Origin of the sequence: Streptomyces sp. NPDC127119 (assembly GCF_042677425.1) — a bacterium.
Classification (GTDB): Bacteria; Actinomycetota; Actinomycetes; order Streptomycetales; family Streptomycetaceae; genus Streptomyces.
This window is the reverse complement of sequence record NZ_JBHXTO010000114.1, coordinates 1-22172: the sequence shown is the minus strand read 5'-3', so window position 1 is coordinate 22172 and position 22172 is coordinate 1. Positions and strand designations below refer to the sequence as shown.

The 22172-nt window shown below is 72.7% G+C and carries 17 protein-coding genes; 6 read left to right on the top strand and 11 right to left on the bottom strand.

Annotated features, from left to right (window positions below; genetic code table 11):
* Nucleotides 1-153: 153 nt before the first annotated feature.
* The 6 genes from manA to ACFVH5_RS33450 all read right to left on the bottom strand — a co-directional run bounded on the left by manA (nt 154) and on the right by ACFVH5_RS33450 (nt 6696).
* Nucleotides 154-1305 carry a mannose-6-phosphate isomerase, class I gene (manA, locus tag ACFVH5_RS33475; protein WP_384815110.1) on the bottom strand — a complete coding sequence of 384 codons (1152 nt, stop codon included), beginning with the start codon at nt 1303-1305 and terminating at the stop codon, nt 154-156.
* Nucleotides 1306-1411: 106 nt separating this feature from the next.
* Nucleotides 1412-2539: an SIS domain-containing protein gene (locus ACFVH5_RS33470; protein ID WP_385837458.1), complete on the bottom strand. Its 1128-nt coding sequence runs from the start codon at nt 2537-2539 to the stop codon at nt 1412-1414.
* A gap of 81 nt (nt 2540-2620) precedes the next feature.
* On the bottom strand, nt 2621-2806 hold the full coding sequence (locus tag ACFVH5_RS33465) for a Trm112 family protein (RefSeq protein WP_107022483.1): 186 nt from the start codon (nt 2804-2806) through the stop codon (nt 2621-2623).
* A gap of 210 nt (nt 2807-3016) precedes the next feature.
* Complete coding sequence (locus ACFVH5_RS33460) at nt 3017-4426, bottom strand: phosphomannomutase/phosphoglucomutase (protein WP_385837457.1); 1410 nt, start codon at nt 4424-4426, stop codon at nt 3017-3019.
* Nucleotides 4427-4528: 102 nt separating this feature from the next.
* Nucleotides 4529-6145: an L-lactate permease gene (locus ACFVH5_RS33455; protein WP_385837456.1), complete on the bottom strand. Its 1617-nt coding sequence runs from the start codon at nt 6143-6145 to the stop codon at nt 4529-4531.
* Nucleotides 6146-6318: 173 nt separating this feature from the next.
* On the bottom strand, nt 6319-6696 hold the full coding sequence (locus ACFVH5_RS33450) for a DUF3499 domain-containing protein (protein ID WP_199855081.1): 378 nt from the start codon (nt 6694-6696) through the stop codon (nt 6319-6321).
* A 380-nt stretch (nt 6697-7076) separates the two neighbouring features.
* On the opposite strand from ACFVH5_RS33450, the gene ACFVH5_RS33445 reads away from it, so the two are divergent.
* Nucleotides 7077-7529: a metallopeptidase family protein gene (locus ACFVH5_RS33445; protein WP_210890115.1), complete on the top strand. Its 453-nt coding sequence runs from the start codon at nt 7077-7079 to the stop codon at nt 7527-7529.
* A 47-nt stretch (nt 7530-7576) separates the two neighbouring features.
* On the opposite strand, the gene ACFVH5_RS33440 is transcribed toward ACFVH5_RS33445, so the two are convergent.
* The 3 genes from ACFVH5_RS33440 to ACFVH5_RS33430 form a co-directional block, all read right to left on the bottom strand.
* Nucleotides 7577-9115 carry a DUF5719 family protein gene (locus ACFVH5_RS33440; protein WP_385837455.1) on the bottom strand — a complete coding sequence of 513 codons (1539 nt, stop codon included), beginning with the start codon at nt 9113-9115 and terminating at the stop codon, nt 7577-7579.
* Nucleotides 9112-12855, bottom strand: a complete 3744-nt coding sequence (locus tag ACFVH5_RS33435; protein WP_385837454.1) for a glycosyltransferase — start codon at nt 12853-12855, stop codon at nt 9112-9114. Before ACFVH5_RS33435 ends, ACFVH5_RS33440 begins: the two co-directional genes overlap by 4 nt.
* 258 nt (nt 12856-13113) lie before the next feature.
* A complete protein-coding gene (locus ACFVH5_RS33430; RefSeq protein ID WP_107022476.1) occupies nt 13114-13377 on the bottom strand; it encodes a WhiB family transcriptional regulator in 264 nt (87 codons plus the stop codon).
* A 749-nt stretch (nt 13378-14126) separates the two neighbouring features.
* Between ACFVH5_RS33430 and ACFVH5_RS33425 the strand changes: the two genes are divergently transcribed.
* From ACFVH5_RS33425 to ACFVH5_RS33410, 4 genes are all read left to right on the top strand, one after another.
* A complete protein-coding gene (locus ACFVH5_RS33425; protein WP_385837453.1) occupies nt 14127-14651 on the top strand; it encodes a cysteine dioxygenase in 525 nt (174 codons plus the stop codon).
* A 128-nt stretch (nt 14652-14779) separates the two neighbouring features.
* Nucleotides 14780-15739 carry a 2-phospho-L-lactate transferase gene (cofD, locus tag ACFVH5_RS33420; protein ID WP_366788042.1) on the top strand — a complete coding sequence of 320 codons (960 nt, stop codon included), beginning with the start codon at nt 14780-14782 and terminating at the stop codon, nt 15737-15739.
* A 14-nt stretch (nt 15740-15753) separates the two neighbouring features.
* Nucleotides 15754-17148: a coenzyme F420-0:L-glutamate ligase gene (locus ACFVH5_RS33415; RefSeq protein ID WP_385837466.1), complete on the top strand. Its 1395-nt coding sequence runs from the start codon at nt 15754-15756 to the stop codon at nt 17146-17148.
* A gap of 104 nt (nt 17149-17252) precedes the next feature.
* Entirely contained in the window at nt 17253-18269 is a 1017-nt protein-coding gene (locus ACFVH5_RS33410) for a DNA-3-methyladenine glycosylase family protein (RefSeq protein ID WP_385837452.1), read from the top strand.
* Between the two features lie 146 nt (nt 18270-18415).
* Here ACFVH5_RS33410 and ACFVH5_RS33405 read toward each other — a convergent pair whose 3' ends face one another.
* Nucleotides 18416-19498 (bottom strand): sugar phosphate nucleotidyltransferase, encoded by a 1083-nt coding sequence (locus tag ACFVH5_RS33405; RefSeq protein ID WP_384801384.1) that lies wholly within the window; start codon nt 19496-19498, stop codon nt 18416-18418.
* A gap of 165 nt (nt 19499-19663) precedes the next feature.
* Nucleotides 19664-21199 carry a peptidoglycan recognition protein gene (locus ACFVH5_RS33400; protein WP_385837451.1) on the bottom strand — a complete coding sequence of 512 codons (1536 nt, stop codon included), beginning with the start codon at nt 21197-21199 and terminating at the stop codon, nt 19664-19666.
* 110 nt (nt 21200-21309) lie between these two features.
* Between ACFVH5_RS33400 and ACFVH5_RS33395 the strand changes: the two genes are divergently transcribed.
* Nucleotides 21310-22065 (top strand): TIGR03089 family protein, encoded by a 756-nt coding sequence (locus ACFVH5_RS33395; RefSeq protein WP_385837450.1) that lies wholly within the window; start codon nt 21310-21312, stop codon nt 22063-22065.
* The last annotated feature ends 107 nt before the right edge of the window (nt 22066-22172 follow it).

Below are 22172 nucleotides of genomic sequence, written 5' to 3'. Positions count from 1 at the left end.
GCCGCTCGACTGGCTCGTCTGTCACCCGGCTGCCCCGGTCGGCCGCCGTCAGGCCGCCGTCCCGCGCTTTGCCTGCCCTTTGCGGTGGGCCATTGTTGCAGCCCGGACCGGCCCCGGAACGCCGGGCCGCCGCAGTGAGGCCCGGTGATTCCCTCAGACGACGACCGTGGCCCGGAAAATCGTCCCGCTTCCGGAGACTTCCGCCTTTTCGTCCGCGGGTACGAACACGGATCCGCCGGGGACGAGCGTGACGTCGCCCGTCCGTACGGAGCCCGCGGTGCACAGCAGGATCTGCGGGGTGCCGCGGGTGAGGTCGCGGGCGGGTCCGCCCGCCGGGAGGACGTACCGGGAGAGGCGGAACTCGTCGATGGGGGTCTCGTAGACCTCCTCGCCGTCCGGGGAGGCCTCGGGGCGCAGGACGCCCGCGTCGCCCGCCTCGAAGCGGACGATGCGCAGGAGTTCGGGGACGTCGACGTGCTTGGGGGTGAGTCCGCAGCGCAGCACGTTGTCGGAGTTGGCCATGATCTCGACGCCGAGGCCGTTCAGATACGCGTGCGGCACACCGGCGCCGAGGAACAGGGCCTCACCGGGCTGCAGTTGTACGTAGTTGAGGAGCATCGCGGCGATGACACCCGGGTCGCCGGGGTAGTGGTGCGCGATCGAGGCGTACGGGGCGTGGGCGCCGCCGAGCCGGGCGCAGGCAGCGGCGGCTTCGGTGACCGTGGTGGCCATCAGCTCGGGATCGGCAGTAAGTACTGCGGTCAGCACCTCGCGCAGCGCGGCCTCTTCGGGGTGCGCGTGCAGCAGGTCGACGTACGGCTTGAGGGAGTCGACCTCCAGGGCCGACAGCAGCCCGGCGGCCTCCAGCGGGGTGCGGAAGCCGCACAGGCCGTCGAACTCCGTGAGCGCGCAGATCAGTTCGGGCTTGTGGTTGGCGTCCTTGTAGTTGCGGTGCGGTGCGTCGATCGGGACACCGCGGCGCTCCTCGTCCTCGTACCCCTCCTTGGCCTGCGTCAGGTCGGGGTGCACCTGGAGGGAGAGGGGGGCGCCCGCGGCGAGGATCTTGAGCAGGAAGGGGAGGCGCGGGCCGAACTTCGCGACCGCCCCGGTGCCCAGTTCACGCTCGGGGGCCGCGGCGATCACCTCGGTGAGGGGGCCGCGGGGGGTGCGTGAGGGCGCGCCCGGGTGGGCGCCCATCCACATCTCGGCCTGCGGTTCGCCGGTCGGCTCGGTGCCGAGGAGCCGCGGGATGGCCGTGGTGGAACCCCAGGCGTAGGGGCGGACGGTGTTGTCGAGGCGGTCCATGCTCTGTCTTCTTCTCCGTACGTGCGCTGGTACGCGTGCTCCGGTCAGGAGGCGTGGCTCAAGGTTCGGAAGGCGTGGCTCAAGGTTCAGGAGGTGTGGCTCAAGGTCAGGCCGTCGAGGCGAGCGCCAGGTAAACGGCGGCGAAATCCGTGACGGCGATCAGTTCGGCGAGTGTTTCCAGGTCGCCGCCCTCCTCCGGTTCGAGTTCGCTGATCGCCGTGTCGTGGCTGAGGGCCAGTTCGCGGGCGGCCGGGGCGGCGGTGCGGCCGCCGGCCGGGCGGTCGCGCAGCAGGACCACGCGCGCGTGGACGACCTGCGCCTCCTCGACCCGGTCGCGGAAGAAGTCGTCGGGGTCCGCGCCCGCGGCCAGGGTGCCCGCCAGGAGGACGCTGTGCGCGGCCAGTGCCTCGGGCAGCTCGGCGGTGAGGGCAGGGCGCCCCGCGAGTTCGGCCAGGGCACCGACGAAGCGGCGGCCCGCGGGGCCCGCGGAATCGCCCTCGGTCCAGATCACCGGGAGTGCCTCGGCGAGTTCGGACGCGAGCGTCTTGGCGGGGTTGCTGTACGTCGCGATGGCCGGGCCGCAGCGCTCCGCGACCTGGTCGAGACGGTCGGCGACCTTCTCCAGGGCGTCGGGCGGCGCGGACAGCAGGCCGGTGCGGTCGAGCAGGGCGAGCAGCGGGGTGAGCAGTGCCCAGAGGGAGCCCGGGGCCGAGGCGGTGGTGGGGGCCTGCGGCTCGTAGGGGGCGGTCGCCATCGGTACGGAGAGGCCGTGGGCCACGGCCACCGCCTCCGTGAGCGGGGTGCGGGGCGGGCAGACGGCGACGACGGTGAGGCCGCGCCGGTAGGCCTGCTCGACGAGGAGCGAGAGGCCGGGTTCGCTGCCGTCCGGGGTGGCGACCAGGAGCAGGTCCACGGGGCCCGCCCAGCTGGGGAGTTCCCAGATCAGGGCGCCCGCGGCGGGGGCCACTCCGCGGGGGGTGAGCCGGGTGACGGGGCAGGCGGCGCCGGCGAGCGAGCCGAGGAGGTCGGCCACGCAGGTGGCGGCGAGGCCGGGGCCCGCGGTCAGGATGGCGCGCGGGCGGCCGTCGGGCTTCAGCTCGGCGATGCCGGCCTCGGTGGCGTGCCGGACGGCGGTGCGTACGCGGGCGCCCGCCTCGGCCGCACCGCGGAGCAGGTCCCGCCGGTCCGCGCGGGCCAGCGCCTCCGGGTCGTCGAGGAGTGATTCGTCGAACATGGTGGCAGCCTCCGGACGCCGGGCGGGGTTGCTTCTGCGGGGGTCGCTTCCGCGGGTCGCTTCTCTGTGACCGGCGGGGGTCTACGCGGGGCGGCGGGCCTCGTCGACGAGGAGGACCGGGATGCCGTCGCGGACGGGGTAGGCCAGGCCGCAGTCCTTGCCCGTGCAGATCAGCTCGGCCTCCTGCTCTTCGGAGGAGGCCTCCTTGAGGGGGGCGTGGCAGGCCGGGCAGGCGAGGATCTCCAGGAGGCCGGCTTCTAGCGGCATGTCGGGTCCCTTCGGGGGTGGGTTCGGGGTGGGCGGGTGGTGGGATGTGGCCTGGTCAGGGTACCGCTGCGTGGGGGTGGGCGCGGGGGGTCTTCGCCCCCGCCGCCCCTGCCCTTCCCGTACCTGCATGGGGGCTGCGCCCCCTCGCCCCCCCGGGATCGCGCTGCGCGCTCGTCCTCAAACGCCGGACGGGCTGAAAATCAGGAGCCCTCAGCCTCTGATGATCGTCAGCACCTCGTCGCGCACCCTCTCCATCGTCCCCCCGTCCCGCGCCTCCGCGTTCAACCGCAGCAGCGGTTCCGTGTTGGAGGGGCGGACGTTGAACCACCAGTCGGGCGCCGTGACGGTGAGGCCGTCGAGTTCGTCGAGGGTGATGCCCTCCTGGCCCTCGTACGCCGCCCGGATCGCGGCGAGGCGGGCCGTCTGGTCGTCGACCGTGGAGTTGATCTCGCCCGAGCCGGCGTAGCGGTCGTACTGGGCGACGAGGGCGGACAGGGTGCCCTGTTGGCCGCCCAGGGCCGCCAGGACGTGGAGCGCGGCGAGCATGCCCGTGTCCGCGTTCCAGAAGTCCTTGAAGTAGTAGTGCGCGGAGTGCTCACCGCCGAAGATCGCCCCGGACGCGGCCATCTCGGCCTTGATGAAGGAGTGGCCCACCCGGGTGCGTACCGGAGTGCCGCCGTGCTCGCGGACGACCTCCGGGACCGACCAGGAGGTGATCAGGTTGTGGATGACCGTGCCCTTGCCGCCGTTCCTGGCCAGCTCGCGGGCGGCGACCAGGGCCGTGATCGCGGACGGGGAGACCGGCTCGCCGCGCTCGTCGACGACGAAGCAGCGGTCGGCGTCGCCGTCGAAGGCGATGCCGAGGTCGGCCGCCTCCTCGCGGACGCGCTTCTGGAGGTCGACGATGTTCGCCGGGTCCAGCGGGTTCGCCTCGTGGTTCGGGAAGGTGCCGTCCAGCTCGAAGTACATGGGGACGAGGGTCAGGGGCAGGCCGGCGAAGACCGTCGGGACCGTGTGTCCGCCCATGCCGTTGCCCGCGTCCACCACGACCTTCAGGGGGCGGATCGAGGTCAGGTCGACGAGGCCGCGCAGGTGCGCCGCGTAGTCCTCCAACGTGTCGCGCCCCGTGATCGTGCCGGGTGCCGCGTCCGGGGCGGCGGCTGCGGAGGCCGGGGCCTGCGAGGTCTGCGCCTGCGAGGTCCGGGCTTCCGCGTCGAGCCACGACTCGACCAGCTCGCGGATCTCCGTGAGGCCGGTGTCCTGGCCGACGGGGGCCGCGCCCGCCCGGCACATCTTGATGCCGTTGTACCGGGCCGGGTTGTGCGAGGCCGTGAACATCGCGCCCGCCAGGCCGAACGCCCCCGACGCGTAGTACAGCTGGTCCGTGGAGCAGAGCCCGATCTCGGTGACGTCGACGCCGCGTGCCGCCGCGCCGCGTGCGAAGGCCCGGGACAGACCGGGTGACGAGGGGCGCATGTCGTGACCGGTCACGATCGCGTCCGCTCCCGTCACCTGCACGAAGGCGGCACCGAACAGCTCGGCCAGCGTCTCGTCCCACTGGTCCGGGACCACCCCGCGTACGTCGTACGCCTTCACGAGCTGCGACAGATCAGCGGCCACGGCCAGCCTTCCTAGAGCCTTGAGTCCTCGACCGAGTACTCGACCCAGTCCTCTGCAGAGGTCCCAAAACTACCCGTACGCCCATGCGGTCCTCGGGCGGACCTACGGAAGCATCCATTCCAGGACCGGGGAGCTCTGTCCGACGACGATCAGGCACATGACCAGCAGAAGTCCCAGGCTCCACGGCAGCACCTTGCGCAGCAGGTCGCCCTCCCGGCCCGCGAGGCCGACCGCCGCGCAGGCGATGGTGAGGTTCTGCGGGGAGATCATCTTGCCCAGGACACCGCCCGAGCTGTTGGCGGCGGCGAGGAGTTCCGGGGACAGTCCCGACTCCCTCGCCGCGGTCACCTGGAGGGCGCCGAAGAGCGCGTTGGCCGAGGTGTCCGAACCGGAGACGGCCACGCCGAACCAGCCGAGGACGGGTGACAGGAAGGCGAGTCCGGCGCCGGCCGCCGCCACGAAGTGGCCGATCGTGGCCGCCTGTCCGGACAGGTTCATGACGTAGGCGAGCGCCAGCACGGAGGTGACGGTGAGGATCGCGAACCGCAACTCGTGCACGGTGGCCACCCATTCCTTGACCGCCACGCGCGCGTGCACCCCGAGAACGGCCGCCGTGCACACGCCGGCGAGCAGCACCAGCGTGCCTCCGGTCGACACGATCGGCCAGGTGAAGACATTGCCGCCGACCGGGTCGCCGTCCGGGTTCACGACGTTCAGGAAGGGCCAGTCGAAGACCCGGGTCGCCTTCGCCAACTGGTCCTTGACGGGCGGGATCTGGGCGATGGAGAAGATCACGACGATCAGTGCGTACGGAGCGTACGCGCGCAGTACTTCCCGGCGCGGGTCCTCCTCGTCCAGGTCCTCGCTGCGGGTGCCCGTCAGGACGGCGGCCCGTACAGGTTCGGCGGCGGGCCTGCGCGCGTGCGGCACCGCCATCAGCGCGCCCGCGCCGGCCAGGGCGGCCCCGATGTCGGCGAGTTGCGCGGAGACGTAGTTGGAGGCGGCGAACTGGGCGACGGCGAAGGCGAATCCGCAGGCCAGAGCGGGTATCCAGGTCTCGCGCAGACCGCGTCGGCCGTCCACCAGGAAGACCAGCACCAGGGGCACCACCAGGGCGAGCAGCGGGGTCTGGCGGCCCACCACGGAGGCGACGGTGTCCAGCGGCAGGTCGGTGACCTGGGCGAGCGTCACGACCGGTGTGCCCATCGCCCCGAAGGCGACCGGCGCGGTGTTGGCGACCAGCGCGACCACCGCGGCGCGGACGGGGTCGAAGCCGAGCGCGACGAGCATCACGGAGCAGATCGCGACGGGCGCGCCGAAGCCCGCGAGGGCCTCCAGAAGCGCGCCGAAGCAGAACGCGACGACGAGCGCCTGGATGCGCGGGTCGTCGGAGAGCCTTCCGAAGGAGCGGCGCAGGATGTCGAAGTGCCGGGTACGGACGGTCATCCGGTAGACCCAGAGGGCGTTGACGACGATCCACAGAATGGGGAAGAGGCCGAACACCGCTCCCTGGGCGGCGCTGGAGAGGGTCTGGCCCACGGGCATGCCGTACGCGAGCGTGGCGACCAGGGCCGCTGCCGCGAGACCGATGAGGCCGGCCAGGTGCGCCTTCATGCGGACCCCGCCCAGCAGGACGAGGACGAGAACGAGGGGCAGGGTCGCGACGAGCGCGGACAGACCGAGCGAGTCGGCCAAGGGCTCAAGTTCCTGGACGTACACGGAGCCTCCCCCGATTCCGCTATGCGGAAATCAATTTCTCACGGGCCGGGGAAAATCGTCGTGTCCGCGACAAGCGCACGTCAATGGTCGTGCGCCACTGAGCGAAACGTGCACCGAATGCACACGGGGCACAGGGGACACACCAGGGGAAGTCCCCCGCGAAGAGGGAGGGTTCAGGAGTCCGGTGAGCGCAGGACCCGGAGGTGGCCGCGGCGGGCGACCTCCATCGGATCGGCGCCCCGGGCGTTGCTGCCGCCCGCGCGGGTGGGCCGCTCCTGCGGGCGGGCCGCCTCGCGGACCGCGTTGGCGAGCGCCTCCAGGTCGTCACCGCTGGGGCGCGAGGGGGCGGAGGCGTCGGCGAGCCGGACGACCTCCCAGCCACGCGGCGCGGTGAGGCGCTCGGAGTGCTCGGCGCACAGGTCGTAGCAGTGAGGTTCGGCGTAGGTGGCGAGCGGGCCGAGGACCGCGGTCGAGTCGGCGTAGACGTACGTCAGCGTCGCTACGGCGGGACGGCCGCAAGCGGTGCGCGAACAGCGACGTACAGGGCTCACGATGTTGGACGGTACCGCACTCTTGAGCGGGCCGCGACGACTCCTCCCCGGCCCACTCCCCCGTGTCGCGCTGTGACGCCTGACACAGGAGGTGTCCGGCGCGCCTGTTCGACCTGCTGGTACGGGTGTTGACGAGGTGTCGGACGGACCCGGGAGTGGTCACGAGACCGCTCAAAAGCTGTCGATCTCCGCACAACATGCGGTCCTGGAGAATACGGATTCCAGCCCGAGCTTGGCCGGAATGCTCAGCCTGCGACCTGCTCCTGCGACCTGCCGGACGCGGGGCCCCGGAGGCGTACGGGGCGGCGGTCCGTGGCCGAGGTCGGGGCGCGTGCCGTGTGCGGGCGGCGGCAGGGCGCGGGGACTACTCTTCGTCAGTGATGGACAACCCCGTACCGCCCCCTCCCGCCGAACCCAGGCCCCGTCGTCGTGATCGACACGGGCGCGGGATGCGTGGGCCCGTGGCGCCGCCGCAGGTGCCCCTCTCGGCCAGTCGCGCCGAGGTGTTCGCGGATCTGGTCCAGGACTCCGTGGAGCGGCTGGAGCGGCGGTGGCCGCAGCTCTCCGACATCGAGTTCATGGTGCTGGAGGTGCCCCGGTTCGATCCGGCGGGTGACGAGGGCTGGGGCGACGAGGCCGTGCCCCTGGGCGGTACGACTCCGGCGCACGAGGGCCGGCCCGCCCGGGTCATCGTCTACCGGCGCCCCGTGGAGATCCGCACCAAGAGCCGCGACGAGCGGGCCGCGCTGGTGCACGAGGTCGTGGTGGAACAGGTCGCCGAGGTGCTGGGCCTGACACCGGAGACCGTCGATCCCCGCTACGGCGAGGACTGAGCCCGGACGGTCCGGTCCGGGCTACTCCCCCGAGCGCCGGCGCCGCCCTACTTCTGCAGCACCGAGAGGTCCTGCTCGGCTTCCGGCACCTTCACCGTCCCCCGGTCGTCCGGGAGGGTCTGCACGGTGAACATCGGCACGTCCCCCTCGGCCGCTTCGAGCATGCGCGACGCGTGGACGGGCCCGCCGGACAGCGGCTCCACCGTGAGCGCGTAGGTGCCCTTGAGGCCGGCGGGCACGGGCGGCTCGACGTTCTGCGTGGTGCCGGCCTTGACCGTGTACGTCTTCGAGGCGGCCGTCCCTCCCTCGCTGCCCGCGGAGGCCGTGACCTTGACCTTCGCGCCGCGTCCCGGGGCGACCAGGGAGAGCGTGGAGCCCTTGGCGCGGTTGTCGGCGGCCGTCGCCCGCGCGCCCACCGGGCCCGTGGCCGGGATGAACGCCGTCTCCTGGTTGTCGCCCTTGCCGCGTACGACCCTCAGGGCCGCGACGACGGGGGTGGCCTTCCCGGTCGGCGCCAGCAGCAGGGAACCCGCCTCGCCGCGCGTGACGTCGCCGAGGTCGACGGCGGCCGTCATACCGGCCTTCACGTGCAGCGTCTCGTGCCCGGCGGGGGTGATCGTGCCGGTCGGCGAGGCGAGCCGCACCTTCAGGTCGGCGTCGGCCTCACCGGGCGCGAACACGACCAGCCGTACGGAGGTGGCGTCCTTCGGGATGCCCGGCAGGACGAGGCTGTCCGCCGGAGCGGCCGAAGGGGCGAGCCAGTCGCCGCCGAGCGTGTCGTCCAGGGCCTGGACGGCGGCGGCCACCCGGCCGCTGCGGACCGTGACGTGCACGGTGAGGTTGGTCTCCGGCTTGTCGATGAGGGTCGACAGGAGCACCGACTCGCTGGAGTGCGGCGGGATCTTGATGCCCTCCCCGACCGTCGACTTCAGGACGCCGTCCTTGCCGTACAGCTCGATGTCGGCGACGGCGGCGGAGTCGTCGGGGTTGGTCAGGTGCGCGTAGTCCGTGCGCTCCTTGGCGGTGCTGGCGCCAGGGAACCAGAAGTCGGTGTCCGGGGCCGAGCAGCTGGTGCCGAGCAGGCCGCGGCCGGTGCCCGCCTCGACCTCGGTGGTCTGCTGGACGGCCCAGCCGGGTGCGAACCTGCCCTCGGCGGTGCCGACCAGCGCGGGCGACTCGGCGCCGGAGGCCTTGCCCGTGACCGGCTTGCCGGGCTCCTTCGGGGTCAGGACGGGCTTCTCCTTCTTGCCGTCCTTCTCGCCGTCCTTCTTGTCGCCCTCTTCGCCGTCCTGCTGCTCGTCCTCGTCGGCGGTCCCGTCGGCCGACTGCGCGCCCGCGGCCACCAGCTCGGCCTTGCCGCCCGTACCGGTGCCCTTGGTGACGGGCGTGAAGGACGTGTACGCGGTCTCGGCGAGGTCCGAGGTGCTGGGAGCGGGACAGAGCAGGCTGGTGCGCTCCACGGGCAGCTGGGCGGCCGCCTTGGCCGTGTCCTCCCCGGCGGCCTGCGGCTCGGACATCGAGGCGAAGCCGGTGACGGCGGCGAGCGCGGTCACGCCGGCGATCAGGGACACGGTGGTGCGGTTCACTGCTGGCTCCCGTCGGGGCGCTCACTGTCGGTGCCGTGCGGCGGTTGCTGTCGCTGTTGCTGCTGTTGCTGCTGTTGTTGCTGGTCGTACGCGTGGTCGTAGCCCTGGCCGTACGTCTGCGCCGGGTCGTACCCCCCGTTCCCCGTGCCGTACGCCGCGTACGGGTCGTACTGGTCCGCCTGGTACGGGTCCGCCTGGTACTGCTGCTGCTGTTCGTAGGTGCCCGCGGGGTACTGCTGGGCGCCCTGGTACTGCTGCTGCTCGTAGGTGCCGTACTCGGCGCCGTACGTCGTCGCGTCCCACTCGTCGTAGGACTGCTGCTGCGGGACCGGGGCGACCACGGGGGCCTCCCCCGGAGCGGGCGGGAAGCCGTCGGGCTGCTCAGGCTGCTCGGCCTGGGTACCCTGTTCGGCCTGCTCCGTCTGTTCGGCCTCCGCCTGGGCGCGCAGACGGCGGGCCCTGCGGCCCTCGCCGGACGCGGACTCGACGGGTACGACGTCCTCCTCGGGGAGGTCGTCGTCGACGTCGCGGCGGCGGCCCGGCAGTGCGAGCACCACGAGGACGAGGGCGAGCGCGCCCTGGGCCCACAGCCAGCCGGTGTGGCCGAACGGTGCCTCGAAGGTGACGTCGAGGCGGCCCCCGGTGGCGGGCAGTTCGAAGCCCTGGGCCCAGCCGTCGACCGTGGTCCTGGTGAGCGGCTTCCCGTCGAGGGTGGCCGTCCAGCCCTCGTCGGCGGTGTCCGCGAGGCGCAGGACGCGGCCCTCGGCACCGGCGGAGATCTTGGTGTGCAGTTCGACGGGGCCCGCGGCGATGGGCTGCGGGTCGCCGGAAGCGGGCACGACGGCCGCGCGCGCGACCTGCCGGTCGACGCGCCACAGGGCGCTGCCGTCCTGCTGGCTGAGCCGGCTCAGGCCCGGGGTGGCGTCCAGGACGCGGCCGACCTCGCGGGGCGCGCCGTCGCGCACCAGGACGTACCGCACGGCGAAACCGCCGAGCTGGTCGGCCTGGTCGGCGCCGGAGCCCGCCACGAGGTTGGCGACGACCTTGTCGAGGATCTTGTTCTCGCCGTCCGCCGCGGCCAGTTCGGCGTCGCCGAGGCGGGCGCCGGAGCCGCGGACGAGGGTGTAGCCGACCTTGGACTCCGTGTCGCTGCCGAGGACGAGCGTGCGGGCCTGGTCGCGGGTGCCGCTCTCCTCGGCGACGAACGCGGGCACCTGGACGGGATCGCGCCGCTCCAGGGGGCCGTCCGCGCCGCGGATCATCCAGCCGGCGGCGATGAGCAGGGGCCCGGCGGCCGAGGCGAAGGCGATGAGGACGGCGACCGGCTGACGCCAGCCGAAGCTCTGCTCGGCCACGCGCGAGCGTGCCCCGTCGGCGCCGAGCGCGGCGGCGGCGAGGAAGGCGAGGCCGTAGACGAGGGTGGCGGGTCCGGCCCAGGTGGAGCCGTTCGAGAGGGCGGCGAAGACGAGCGCCACCAGTGCGGCCGTCCAGGCGGCCCAGATGCCCAGTTGCCGTTCCGCGCGCATCAGGGCGGCCACGGCGGCGCACACGATGCCGATGAGCATCAGCCCGCTGACCGTGCCGGGTCCGCCGGGGCTCGCGCCCAGCAGGTCGAGCGCGGAGGCCGCCCCCGCCTCGTACTCCATGCCGGCCTCCTGGAAGAAGCCGAACGGGAGCAGGGTGAGCGACCAGGGCGCGAGGACCAGCAGCGGGGTGCCGAGCTGGACCAGGAAGCGCAGTCCGTAGGCGGCGATGTCACCGCGGCGCACGACCGCCAGGGCGACACCGAGCACCAGCGCGAGGGGCCACACGATCGGCGTGAACGCGGTGGCCAGCGTCAGCAGGAGCGCGTACGCCCAGGTGGCACGCCAGCTGCCGCGGCCGGACTCCGAGGCGAGACCGCTCGCCGCGATGCCCGCGCGCGCGATGAGGGGCAGCAGGACGGCGAGCACGGCCGTGCCGAGACGGCCGCCGGCGAGCGCGCCGGTGGCGGCGGGCAGGAAGGCGTACGCGACGGACGCCCAGGCGCGCAGCAGGCGCGACTCGACGAGCGGCCGGGAGACGAAGTAGGCGGCGAAGCCGGCCAGCGGTACCGAGCCGATCAGCAGGACGGTGACCGCGAGTCCGGCGGAGCCGAAGAGCACGCTCGCGAGCATGGCGACGAGCGCGAGGTAGGGCGGCGCGGACTGGGTGCCGCCGGCGCCGACGGGGTGCCAGCCGTCCAGGTAGCGCGCCCACAGTTCGGAGGAGTCCGCGGGGGCGGGCAGCAGCGCGCCGCCCGCGAGGGCACCGCCGCCGAGGAGTTCACGGCAGGCGATGAGGGTGAAGAAGAGGAGCACCACGAAGACCATCGGCCCGGGCTTGCGGGCGACGCGCTTGAGGCGGGCGAACTGCTCGACCTGGAGGAAGTCGGCGTCGTCGCCGCCCGGTCCGGACTCGACCGCGCTGCCGTGGCGTCCCGCCGCGTTCAGTTCGGGGTCGGAGCGGCCCACGAGGTTGCCCGCGGCCTGTTCGACGGTGGCCCGGACGGTGGCGCCGGGGGGCGGGAACAGCGCGCGCAGTTCGTCCTTGTCGACCTGCGGGGTGCCGCGCCTGCGGCGGCCCGCGATGATGCGCTCGGGGCGCAGCAGGGTGCCCAGGAGGCCGCGGATCTCGTCGACCGCCTGCCCGGGGACCTTGCCGACGAGGTAGGCGACCGTGCGCAGCAGGGTGCCGAGCACGAGCCGCACGAGGATCCAGGGAAGGACCGCGGTGCGGGCGTTGACGAGGAGGGTGTAGGCGGCGCCCGCCTTGTCGACCTTGTGCGGGGAGGCGGAGGTGCGGCCCACGCAGTCGACGGTGCGGCGCTCGCGGGAGGACGCCTCGGCGTGCCGTACGACCGCCTCGGGGGCGACCAGGACGCGGTGGCCCGCGGACTGGGCGCGCCAGCAGAGGTCGATGTCGTCACGCATCAGGGGCAGCCTGCGGTCGAAGCCGCCCAGCTCCTCGTAGACCTCGCGGCGGATCAGCATGCCCGCGGTGGAGACGGCCAGTACGGGGGTCACGTGGTCGTGCTGGCCCTGGTCCTGCTCGCGCCGGTCGAGGCCGGTCCAGCGGCGGCCGCTGTGGGCGATGGTCACGCCGACTTCGAGGAGCTGCCTGCGGTCGTACCAGCCGCGGAGCTTGGGGCCGATGACGGCGACGTCCTTGCCCAGTTCCCGTTCGTTCTCCACGACGCGCAGCAGCTGGGCCAGGGCGTCGGGTTCCGGGGCGCAGTCGTCGTGCAGGAGCCACAGCCACTGCTCGGGCTCGCCGTGCGGCAGCTCCGGCATGTCGTACGCGTCGTCGCGCCAGGTGCGGGTGACGGGGTCCCAGCCGCTGGGGCGCTTCAGGTACGGAAGTTCCTCCGGGGTCAGTACGCCCGCGATGCGGACGGCCTCCTCGACGGCCTGGCCGAAGCCCGTGCGCCGGGCGAGGTGGAGCACCCGGTCGGCGCCGAGGGCGTCGGTGACCAGCTGGGCGGAGGCGTCCGCGCTGCCGGTGTCGGCCGACACGGCGTTCTGCACGGGGCGCTCCTGGCCGAGCAGCCCGGAGAGGGCGTCGGGCAGCCAGCGGGCACCGTCGTGCGAGACGAGCACGGCGGTGACCACGTGCCTCGGGAACTCGGGCGGGCGACCGGGATCGGACACCATCGGGCCGGCCGGGTCGAACGCTGCGGGGGCAGTGTCGTACTGACCTGCCGAATGGCTGTGCACGGACATCGAGGTACGGGCCCCGGTTCGCTGGACTGCGGTGGACGCCTGTGTCCTTGAGGGGATCACGGGGCGTCTCGGACGGAGGCCCACACTAACGGCTGCACAACGGCGCGGCCCGCCGCCTGTGGACAAGCCACCCGCGACGGGCCGTGCGTTACGTATCACTACGTAGGGGTGTGCGCCGTTCGATCGGAACACGATCAGAGTGTAACCGAAGTGCGACCGGATGCGATCAGGTCACTTCTCGTCCCTGTCGAGCCACGGTCAGACGGCGGCCTTCTTCAGACGACGCCGCTCACGCTCGGACAGACCGCCCCAGATACCGAAGCGCTCGTCGTTGGCGAGGGCGTATTCAAGGCATTCCGAGCGGACCTCACAGGCGAGGCAGACCTTCTTCGCCTCGCGGGTGGAGCCGCCCTTCTCGGGGAAAAAGGACTCGGGGTCGGTCTGCGCGCAGAGCGCCCGCTCCTGCCAGCCGATCTCCTCTTCGGCCTCGTCGACCAGCAGTTCCTGAAACAGCTCGGTCATGTGCGCCCCTCGTCCGTCTCGCGTCCCCGTGATGCTGCCGCTACCGATTTCGGCTGAACGACACGAGTGAAATTACAATTGCGCTGCTCCGGCCCAGTCAAGCCGAGATCTGCTATTGGGCCCCTTATTCACTCTGCGGAACCAAGGCTATGCGGAAAGTGTTCAAATCGGCATAAACCCTGACAGCCGAAAGGGAGCCAGTGGGACGCCGTCTCCGCACGTGACTTGTACAGAGGAAGACGCCCAGGAGTTCGATCTCGTTCCGACACGATCGACGAAGCGAACCGGATCACATGTGGATCACTGGGATCACACAGGGATCGTGGGGTCGCGCCGAGGTTCGTGCGCCCGGTTGTGCGCCATGTGTCCCGGCAACCTCCTGCACAAACCTTTCACCTCCGAGGTGGCCCGGAAGAGGTGAAAGATCTCCCACATATCGGACGTCAAGTTGACAGTGCGGGTGTGAACCGGTGTGCTGGTGGGCATGCTCGCGAACTTGGCACTCACCTCGACCCGCACCGCCGGGTCCCTCGGTGCTGTCCACGCTCGCTGTAGCTGTTGCTGTCGCAGCTGTTGAGCTCACCGCGCTCCCGCTGCCGCCGAGTCCACTGAGACCGGCCGCTGGTCCCTCCCGCCCGTACCAGGGCCCGCCCTCACCGGGGCACACCTCACGCCCGCGATCCGGGCGGCCGGTACGTGACATCCCAGACCTCCAGCACTCTCTTCCGCCGAGGAAACCACCGCACCCCATGAACAGCGACAGCGACCTCCAGATCGCCGGCGACATCCTCGAAGTACCGCACCTCCTCCAGCCGCCGCGCGAACACCCGTCCACCGTGGCCGAGTTCGTCGGCCTCGCCCGCTCCATCGCCGCCGACCGCTCCCAGTGGGAGCACCTCGTCCGCTACGACGCGGCCTCCCGCTGGTACCACCGGCTGCGCACCGGCCCCGGCTACGAGGTGTGGCTGCTGTCCTGGGTCCCCGGGCAGGGCAGCGGGCTGCACGACCACGGCCCCTCCTCCGGTGTGCTCACCGTCCTGGAGGGGGCGCTGACCGAGCGCACCGAACGGGGCACGCGCGCGCTGACCGCGGGAAGCCAGCGGGTGTTCGCGCCCGGCTACGCGCACGAGGTCGTCAACGACTCGCTCGAACCGGCCATGAGCCTGCACGTCTACCACCCCGGGTTGACGGAGATGCCGATGCACCCCCAGTCGCACCTGCGTTCGGCCGGGGGAACACCCAACGCCCGGTGCTCGATGGCCGAGGCCCTGTGACCGGCCGCCACGTCGCGGTCGTCCGTGTCGCCGTCGCCCGCGTCGCCGTCGTCGGTGGCGCGGTCATCGGTGACGCGTTGTCGTAACCGGCTGACGCGTTGTCGTAGCCGCCTGCAAGACTGCATGCCATGCGCATTGTGGTTCTGGCAGGCGGCATCGGCGGTGCCCGGTTCCTGCGTGGTCTCCAGCAGGCCGCGCCGGACGCGGACATCACCGTCATCGGCAACACCGGGGACGACATCCACCTCTTCGGGCTGAAGGTCTGCCCGGACCTCGACACGGTGATGTACACGCTCGGCGGCGGTATCAACGAGGAACAGGGCTGGGGGCGGGCCGACGAGACGTTCCACCTCAAGGAGGAGCTGGCGGCCTACGGCGCCGGGCCCTCCTGGTTCGGACTGGGCGACCGGGACTTCGCGACGCACATCGTGCGTACGCAGATGCTGAGCGCCGGATATCCGCTCAGCGCCGTCACCGAGGCACTGTGCGACCGCTGGAAGCCGGGCGTCCGGCTGATCCCGATGTCCGACGACCGCGTCGAGACGCATGTGGCCGTCGAGATCGACGGCGAGCGCAAGGCCGTCCACTTCCAGGAGTACTGGGTACGGCTGCGGGCCTCCGTGGACGCGCACGCGGTGGTGCCCGTGGGCGCCGACCAGGCCAAGCCGGCGCCCGGCGTGCTGGAGGCCATCGCCTCCGCGGACGTCATCCTCTTCCCGCCGTCCAACCCCGTCGTGTCCGTCGGCACGATCCTCGCCGTGCCGGGCATCCGCGAGGCCATCGCCGAGGCCGGGGTCCCGGTGGTCGGCCTGTCCCCCATCGTCGGGGACGCGCCCGTGCGCGGCATGGCCGACAAGGTCCTGGCGGCCGTCGGCGTCGAGTCCACCGCGGCGGCGGTCGCCGAGCACTACGGCTCGGGGCTCCTCGACGGCTGGCTGGTCGACACGGTGGACGCCGACGTCGTCGAGCGGGTCACCGGGGCGGGCATCCGGTGCCGTGCCGTCCCGCTGATGATGACCGACCTCGACGCGACGGCCGAGATGGCCCGCGAGGCACTGACGCTGGCCGAGGAGGTGCGGGGCGCTTGAGCGACGGCGACGAGATGTCCCGGGGTACGGGGGTGCCGGTGAGCGGTTTCCCGCCGGACGCGCCCGGCTACCGGGTGTGGGCGCTCCCAGGACTGCCCGAGGTACGGCCCGGGGACGACCTCGCCAAGCTGATCGCCAGTGCGGTCGCCGGTACCGGTACCGGTGCCGCCGCCGGGCCGGGGCTCGTGGACGGGCCGGGCCTCGTGGACGGGGATGTGCTGCTGGTCACGTCCAAGATCGTGTCCAAGGCCGAGGGCCGCGTCGTGGAGGCGCTGGACCGCGAGGCCGCCATCGACGCCGAGACCGTACGGGTCGTGGCCCGGCGCGGACCGCTGCGGATCGTGGAGAACCGGCAGGGGCTCGTGATGGCCGCCGCCGGGGTCGACGCCTCCAACACCCCCGCCGGGACGGTACTGCTGCTGCCCGAGGACCCCGACGCCTCCGCCCGCACCCTCCGGGACGGCCTGCGGGACGCGCTCGGTGTCGAGGTCGGCGTCCTCGTCACGGACACCTTCGGCAGGCCCTGGCGGACCGGGCTCACCGATGTCGCCATCGGGGCCGCCGGAGTGCGCGTGCTCGACGATCTGCGGGGCGGCACGGACGCGCACGGCAATCCGCTGGGCGCCACCGTCGTCGCCACCGCCGACGAGCTGGCCGCAGCCGGGGACCTGGTCAAGGGCAAGGCCGCCGGGCTGCCCGTCGCCGTCGTGCGCGGGCTGTCCCACGTGGTGGGCACGGACGGCGGCGAGGACGAAGGGACCAGGGGCATGGTCCGGGGCGCGCGCGACGACATGTTCCGGCTCGGCACCTCCGAGGCCGTACGCGAGGCCGTCACCCAGCGGCGTACCGTACGGGCCTTCACCGACGAGCCCGTCGACCCCGGTGCCGTACGGCGTGCGGTGGCCGCGGCGGTGACCGCGCCCGCCCCGCACCACACGACACCGTGGCGATTCGTCCTCCTGGAGAGCGCCGATTCGCGGACGCGGCTGCTGGACGCCATGCGGGACGCCTGGATCGCCGACCTCGAACGGGACGGGAAGAGCGCGGAGTCCATCGCCAAGCGGGTGCGCCGCGGGGACGTGCTGCGCCGGGCCCCGTATCTCGTCGTGCCGTGTCTCGTCATGGACGGGTCCCACACGTACGGCGACGCCCGGCGCGACGGGGCCGAGCGGGAGATGTTCATGGTCGCCACCGGCGCCGGGGTGCAGAACTTCCTGGTCGCGCTCGCCGGGGAGCGGCTCGGGTCCGCGTGGGTGTCGTCGACGATGTTCTGCCGGGACGTCGTCCGGGACGTGCTCGCGCTGCCGGAGAACTGGGATCCCATGGGGGCCGTCGCCGTCGGGCACGCGGCGGAGGAACCGAAGGCCCGGGCCGGGCGGGACGCGGGGGCGTTCATCGAGGTGCGGTGACCTGTGGGCGACCTGGAGGCCGGTGGCTCGTGACTGGTGACCGGTGACTGCCGCTTAGCCTGGTGCGGGCATCCCGAGCAGCTTCTTTACCGAAGGACCCATCCGTGGCCGGACGCTTCGAACAGCGGCCCACGCGTACAACCGTGCGCGGCGGGCATGTCGTGGTGCCCGGGTCCGTGCCCGAGCCCCGGGCCGCGGCGACCGGCGGTGGCGGCGGGCTGACGCGGGAATGGGTGCCGCCGTGGCCGCTCGATCTGGGGCTCGTGCTCGGGCCGTTGCGGCGGGGGCCCGCCGATCCCACCTTCCGTGCGACTCCGGACGGGTCCGTGTGGCGGGCCAGTCTCACCCCCGTCGGGCCCGGGACCCTGCGCGTGTCCCTGCGCGCGGGCGTGGTGCGCGGACAGGCGTGGGGGCCCGGGGCCGAGTGGCTGCTCGACCGGCTTCCCCTGCTCCTCGGGGAGGCCGACGATCCCGACGCCTTCGAGCCCCGGCACCGGCTGGTCGCGCTGACCCGGCATCGGCGGCCCGGGCTGCGGCTGACGCGTACCGGGCTGGTGCTGGAGTCGCTGATTCCGTCGGTGCTGGAGCAGAAGGTCACCACCGACGAGGCGTACCGGGCGTGGCGGCTGCTCGTGCGGAAGTACGGCGTGCCCGCGCCCGGGCCCGTGGAGGGGCGCATGTTCGTCATGCCCGAGCCGCGGGTCTGGTCGCTGATCCCCTCGTGGGAGTGGCACCGGGCCGGGGTCGACAACAAGCGGGCGTCGACGATTCTGCGGGCCGTGCGGGTGGCTCGGCGGATGGAGGAGGCCGCGGCCTTCGACCCGGTCGCCGCGCGGGAGCGGCTTGAGGTGGTGGCCGGGGTGGGGCCGTGGACCTCGGCGGAGGTGGTGCAGCGGAGTCATGGGGCGGCGGATGCGGTGACGGTCGGGGACCTTCATCTGCCGGGGATCGTGGGGTTTGCGTTGGCGGGGGATCGGGAGGCGGACGACTCCGTGATGTTGGGGTTGTTGGAGCCTTATGCGGGGCAGCGGCATCGGGCTGCTCGGTTGATCCTGTTGAGTGGGCGTACGCCGGCTCGGCGGCATCCGAAGATGCCCCGCGGGGATATCGGGCTGCTGTGAGGTCGGCGGGCTTTTTCCGCCCCCGCCGCCCCTGCCCGTCCCGTCACTGCATGGGGGCTGCGCCCCCTCGCCCCCGTTTGCGCAGTTCCCCGCGCCCCTGAGGGGCTCAGGGTCGCGGGGAACTGCGCAGTCCTTTGGGTGCAGCTCTACTGGTCCGAGGAGAAGCGGAGGGATGACTGGGGGATGTGGGCGTCGCACCAGACTCGGACGCCCGTCCGGAGTTCGTTGTCCGGGCCCACGATCGCTCCGTCGCCCACCACCACCCCCGTGAGGATCGAGCGGGCGCCCACCCGGGCGCGGGCGCCGATCAGGGAGTCCGTGACGACCGCGCCCGGCTCGACGACGGCGCCCGCCAGGATCGCGCTGCCGACGACGCGCGCCCCCTCCCCCACGGTCGCGCCGTGTCCGACGACCGTGCCGCCGGTGAGCTTGGCGTCCGGCGCGACGGTGGCCTCCGGCAGGACCAGGCGGTCTCCGCAGCGGCCCGGGACGGCCGGGGACGGCGCCCTGCCGAGGACCAGGTCGGCCGAGCCGCGGACGAAGGCCTGCGGAGTGCCCAGGTCCAGCCAGTACGTGGAGTCGACCATGCCCTGGAGGTGCGCCCCGGCGGCCAGCAGGTCCGGGAACGTCTCCCGTTCGACCGAGACGGGCCGGCCGACGGGGATCGAGTCGATGACCGACCGACGGAAGACGTACGCGCCGGCGTTGATCTGGTCGGTGACGATCTCCTCGGGCGTCTGGGGCTTTTCGAGGAACGCCTGGACGCGGCCCGAGGCGTCCGTCGGGACCAGCCCGTACGCCCGCGGGTCCGTCACCCGGGTCAGGTGCAGCGAGACGTCCGCGCCCGAGGACCGGTGGGTGTCGACCAGGGCCGGGATGTCCAGGCCGGTCAGGATGTCCCCGTTGAAGATCAGGACCGGGTCGTCGGGGGCCGATCTCAGCCGGGCGGCCACGTTGCGGATGGCGCCGCCGGTGCCGAGGGGTTCCTCCTCGGTGACGTACTCGATGTGGAGCCCCAGCGACGAGCCGTCGCCGAAGTAGGGCTCGAAGACCTCGGCCAGGTAAGACGTGGCGAGCACTATGTGCTCGACTCCGGCCGCTCTCGCCCGGGCCAGCTGGTGCGTGAGGAACGGTACGCCGGCCGCCGGGACCATCGGCTTCGGCGTGTGCACCGTGAGGGGGCGCAACCGGGTGCCCTTGCCGCCGACCAGGAGGATCGCTTCTGTCACCTGTCGTCTCTGCTTCCTGCTGGGGCCGGTGGAACGGTCATTCGACCGGCCGGTGTGTGCAGACCGTTTCGATGGCTGTGGGGCGCCTCTGGGAGGGGGCCGTGGGGAGCCGCCGGGCGCGGGCGACCCGGCGTACCGGGCCGCACCGTTCCCGTCGGCCGGACGTCATCGTCCCTGGTAGCGGGCCGAAGTCGTACGGGCCTTGCCGAGCTTCGCGTAGAGCCGGCCGCCCGGGCATTCGGTGGCGAATCCGTCCCGGTGACCGGAGATTACATTGAGTCGTACGTTCTTTCCTTTTCGGTACAGATTTCCGCCCCCCGACTTGAGGTAGGTCTTGCCGCGCGGGTTCGCCCCGTAGAGGCCGAGCTTCCATGCCGTGAGCTTCGCGACGGCCTTCACCGCGGCGGCGGGCGGGTTCGCGGTGCCGAAACTACCGAGGACGGCGATCCCCATGCTCTTGCTGTTGAAACCGAGCGTGTGTGCGCCCATCACGGGCTTGGCCACGCCACCGGCCCTGCCCTCGTAGATGTTTCCGCATTTGTCGACGAGGAAGTTGTAGCCGATGTCGCGCCAGCCGCTGCTCTTCACGTGGTAGCGGTAGATACTGCGGATGACTGAAGGCGCTTGCGCACAGCGGTAGTTGTTGCCCGAGGCGCTGTGGTGGACGAAGACCGCCTTCACCGTCTTCGTGTAGCTGAAGTTCCGCTCCCGCAGCCCCTCGTCGGCGCCCCAGCCCCGGCGGGTGACGATGCGCGGACGGGCGCCGATGTACGGCTTCGCGCGCTGGTTCGCGGCCCCGGCGACGGCCGTGCCCGTCGCGTTCGCCGTGCCTGTCGTACCGGTCTGGTCCGTCTCCTCGCCACGGGTCTCCAGCAGGTCGGCCCGGGTCTCCTTCTGGCTCAGGGCCGGGATCTCGGTGGCGCCGATGGGCGCGAGCTCGGCGTTGACAGCGGAGGCCGCCGCCGCGGACTCGGCGGTCAGGGCCCCCGGGGGCGGGGCGTTCAGTTCGGGCCCCTGGGGCGGGGGTTCGGCGCCGGGGTCGACCAGTTCGACGTGCAGGCCCTTGGGGAGGGGCTCGGCGGTGACGGCTCTTCCGTCGGCGCCCGTCCGGCCGTCCGCCTCGCCCTGGACCCTGACCTCCACACCGTCCGAGTCGCCCACCCACAGGGGTGCCGTGGAGCCCCGTACCCGGCCGGAGGCGCGCTCCGCGGTGTCCGGGTCGGCCGCGTGCTCGTGGTTGTGGGTGTCGACGTCCTGCCAGGCGGACCACTTCGTGGTGCCGGTCGCGCGGGTACGGACCTGGACGCGGCCGTGGAGTTCGCTGTCCGGGTTGTCCCAGACGACACCCACGAGGGAGAAGTGGCGGACGTCCCGGCGGGCCAGGCCCTGGGCGGGCGCGAGCGCGGGAGGCGGCAGGGTGCGGTCGCCCGAGGACGAGGGCGGGGGCGAGGGCGGGGTGCGGGGGGTGCTGTGCGTGAGAGGGGTGAGCGGGAGGGACTGGGTGCTGCCGGGGGTCGTGCCGCCGGCGGTCGAGGTGCCGCTGGTCGAAGTGCCGGTGGTCCGTCTCTCGGTCGCCGCGGGGGTCGACGAGGGGGTGGCCGTGGCGTTCGAGGACAGGGCCAGCGGGAGGGCCAGGGCGGCCGCACAGGTGACGGCGATCGAGGAAGCTAGATGTGCGCGCATGCCCCTGATCCTGGACATAGTCAGACTTATCTGTCCATCCGGGATATGACGGACCGTCGGTCGCACTCCGCCGAACCGGTGTCCCCGTCTCCCCCGCCCGGGCAGCCGCCCGCGTACGCTTGCGTCCCGTGACCGCCATCGACCGCACCCCTGCCGACCTGCTGCGATCCGCGCTCGCCACGGATCCCGCGCGCCCCCTGGTGACCTTCTACGACGACGCCACGGGCGAACGAGTCGAACTGTCCGTGGCCACCTTCGCCAATTGGGTGGCCAAGACCGCCAATCTGCTCCAGGGCGAACTGGGCGCCGAGCCCGGCGAACGGGTGGCGCTGCTGCTGCCCGCGCACTGGCAGACCGCGGTGTGGCTCCTCGCGTGTTCCTCGGTGGGGGTCGTGGCGCAGGTCGGGGGTGACGCGGGCGACGCCGACCATGTGGTCGCCGGGCCCGGGCAGTTCGAGGCCGGGCTCGCGTGTTCCGGGGAGCGGGTGGCGCTGTCGCTCGCGCCGCTGGGGCGTCGCTTCGCGCAGGTGCCGGCCGGGTACGCGGACTACGCGGTCGAGGTGCCCGGACAGGGGGACGTGTTCCGGCCGTACGGGCCCGTGGACCCGGAGTCCGCTGCGCTGGTGGTCGCGGGGGCGGAGTTTTCGGGGGCCCAGGTGGTCGAGCGGGCTCGGGGGGATGCGGGGGTGCTCGGGCTCGCGGGGTCCGGGGGGCGGGTGTTGTCCGGGTTGTCGTACGACACGTGGGAGGGGTTGAGCGCGGGGTTGTACGGCGCGTTGGCCGCCGGGGGGTCCGTGGTGCTGTGCCGTCATCTTGATCAGCTCGGGGAGGACGCGCTCGCGAAGCGGATCGAGAGCGAACGGGTCACGTCCACGGCCCGCTGAGGCGTTTCGTCGCCCCCGCCGCCCCTTCCCATTCCCGTCCACGCATGGGGGCTCCGCCCCCTCGCCCCCCTTTGCGCAGTTCCCCGCGCCCCTAGGTACCTAGGCTG

What these genes read in the sequence shown, in the direction of transcription:
- manA (WP_384815110.1), bottom strand. Translation starts at nt 1,305, where the DNA reads ATGGACCGCCTCGACAACACCGTCCGCCCCTACGCCTGGGGTTCCACC.
- ACFVH5_RS33470 (WP_385837458.1), bottom strand. Translation starts at nt 2,539, where the DNA reads ATGTTCGACGAATCACTCCTCGACGACCCGGAGGCGCTGGCCCGCGCG.
- ACFVH5_RS33465 (WP_107022483.1), bottom strand. Translation starts at nt 2,806, where the DNA reads ATGCCGCTAGAAGCCGGCCTCCTGGAGATCCTCGCCTGCCCGGCCTGC.
- ACFVH5_RS33445 (WP_210890115.1), top strand. Translation starts at nt 7,077, where the DNA reads ATGGACAACCCCGTACCGCCCCCTCCCGCCGAACCCAGGCCCCGTCGT.
- ACFVH5_RS33435 (WP_385837454.1), bottom strand. Translation starts at nt 12,855, where the DNA reads ATGTCCGTGCACAGCCATTCGGCAGGTCAGTACGACACTGCCCCCGCA.
- ACFVH5_RS33430 (WP_107022476.1), bottom strand. Translation starts at nt 13,377, where the DNA reads ATGACCGAGCTGTTTCAGGAACTGCTGGTCGACGAGGCCGAAGAGGAG.
- ACFVH5_RS33425 (WP_385837453.1), top strand. Translation starts at nt 14,127, where the DNA reads ATGAACAGCGACAGCGACCTCCAGATCGCCGGCGACATCCTCGAAGTA.
- cofD (WP_366788042.1), top strand. Translation starts at nt 14,780, where the DNA reads ATGCGCATTGTGGTTCTGGCAGGCGGCATCGGCGGTGCCCGGTTCCTG.
- ACFVH5_RS33415 (WP_385837466.1), top strand. Translation starts at nt 15,754, where the DNA reads ATGTCCCGGGGTACGGGGGTGCCGGTGAGCGGTTTCCCGCCGGACGCG.
- ACFVH5_RS33400 (WP_385837451.1), bottom strand. Translation starts at nt 21,199, where the DNA reads ATGTCCAGGATCAGGGGCATGCGCGCACATCTAGCTTCCTCGATCGCC.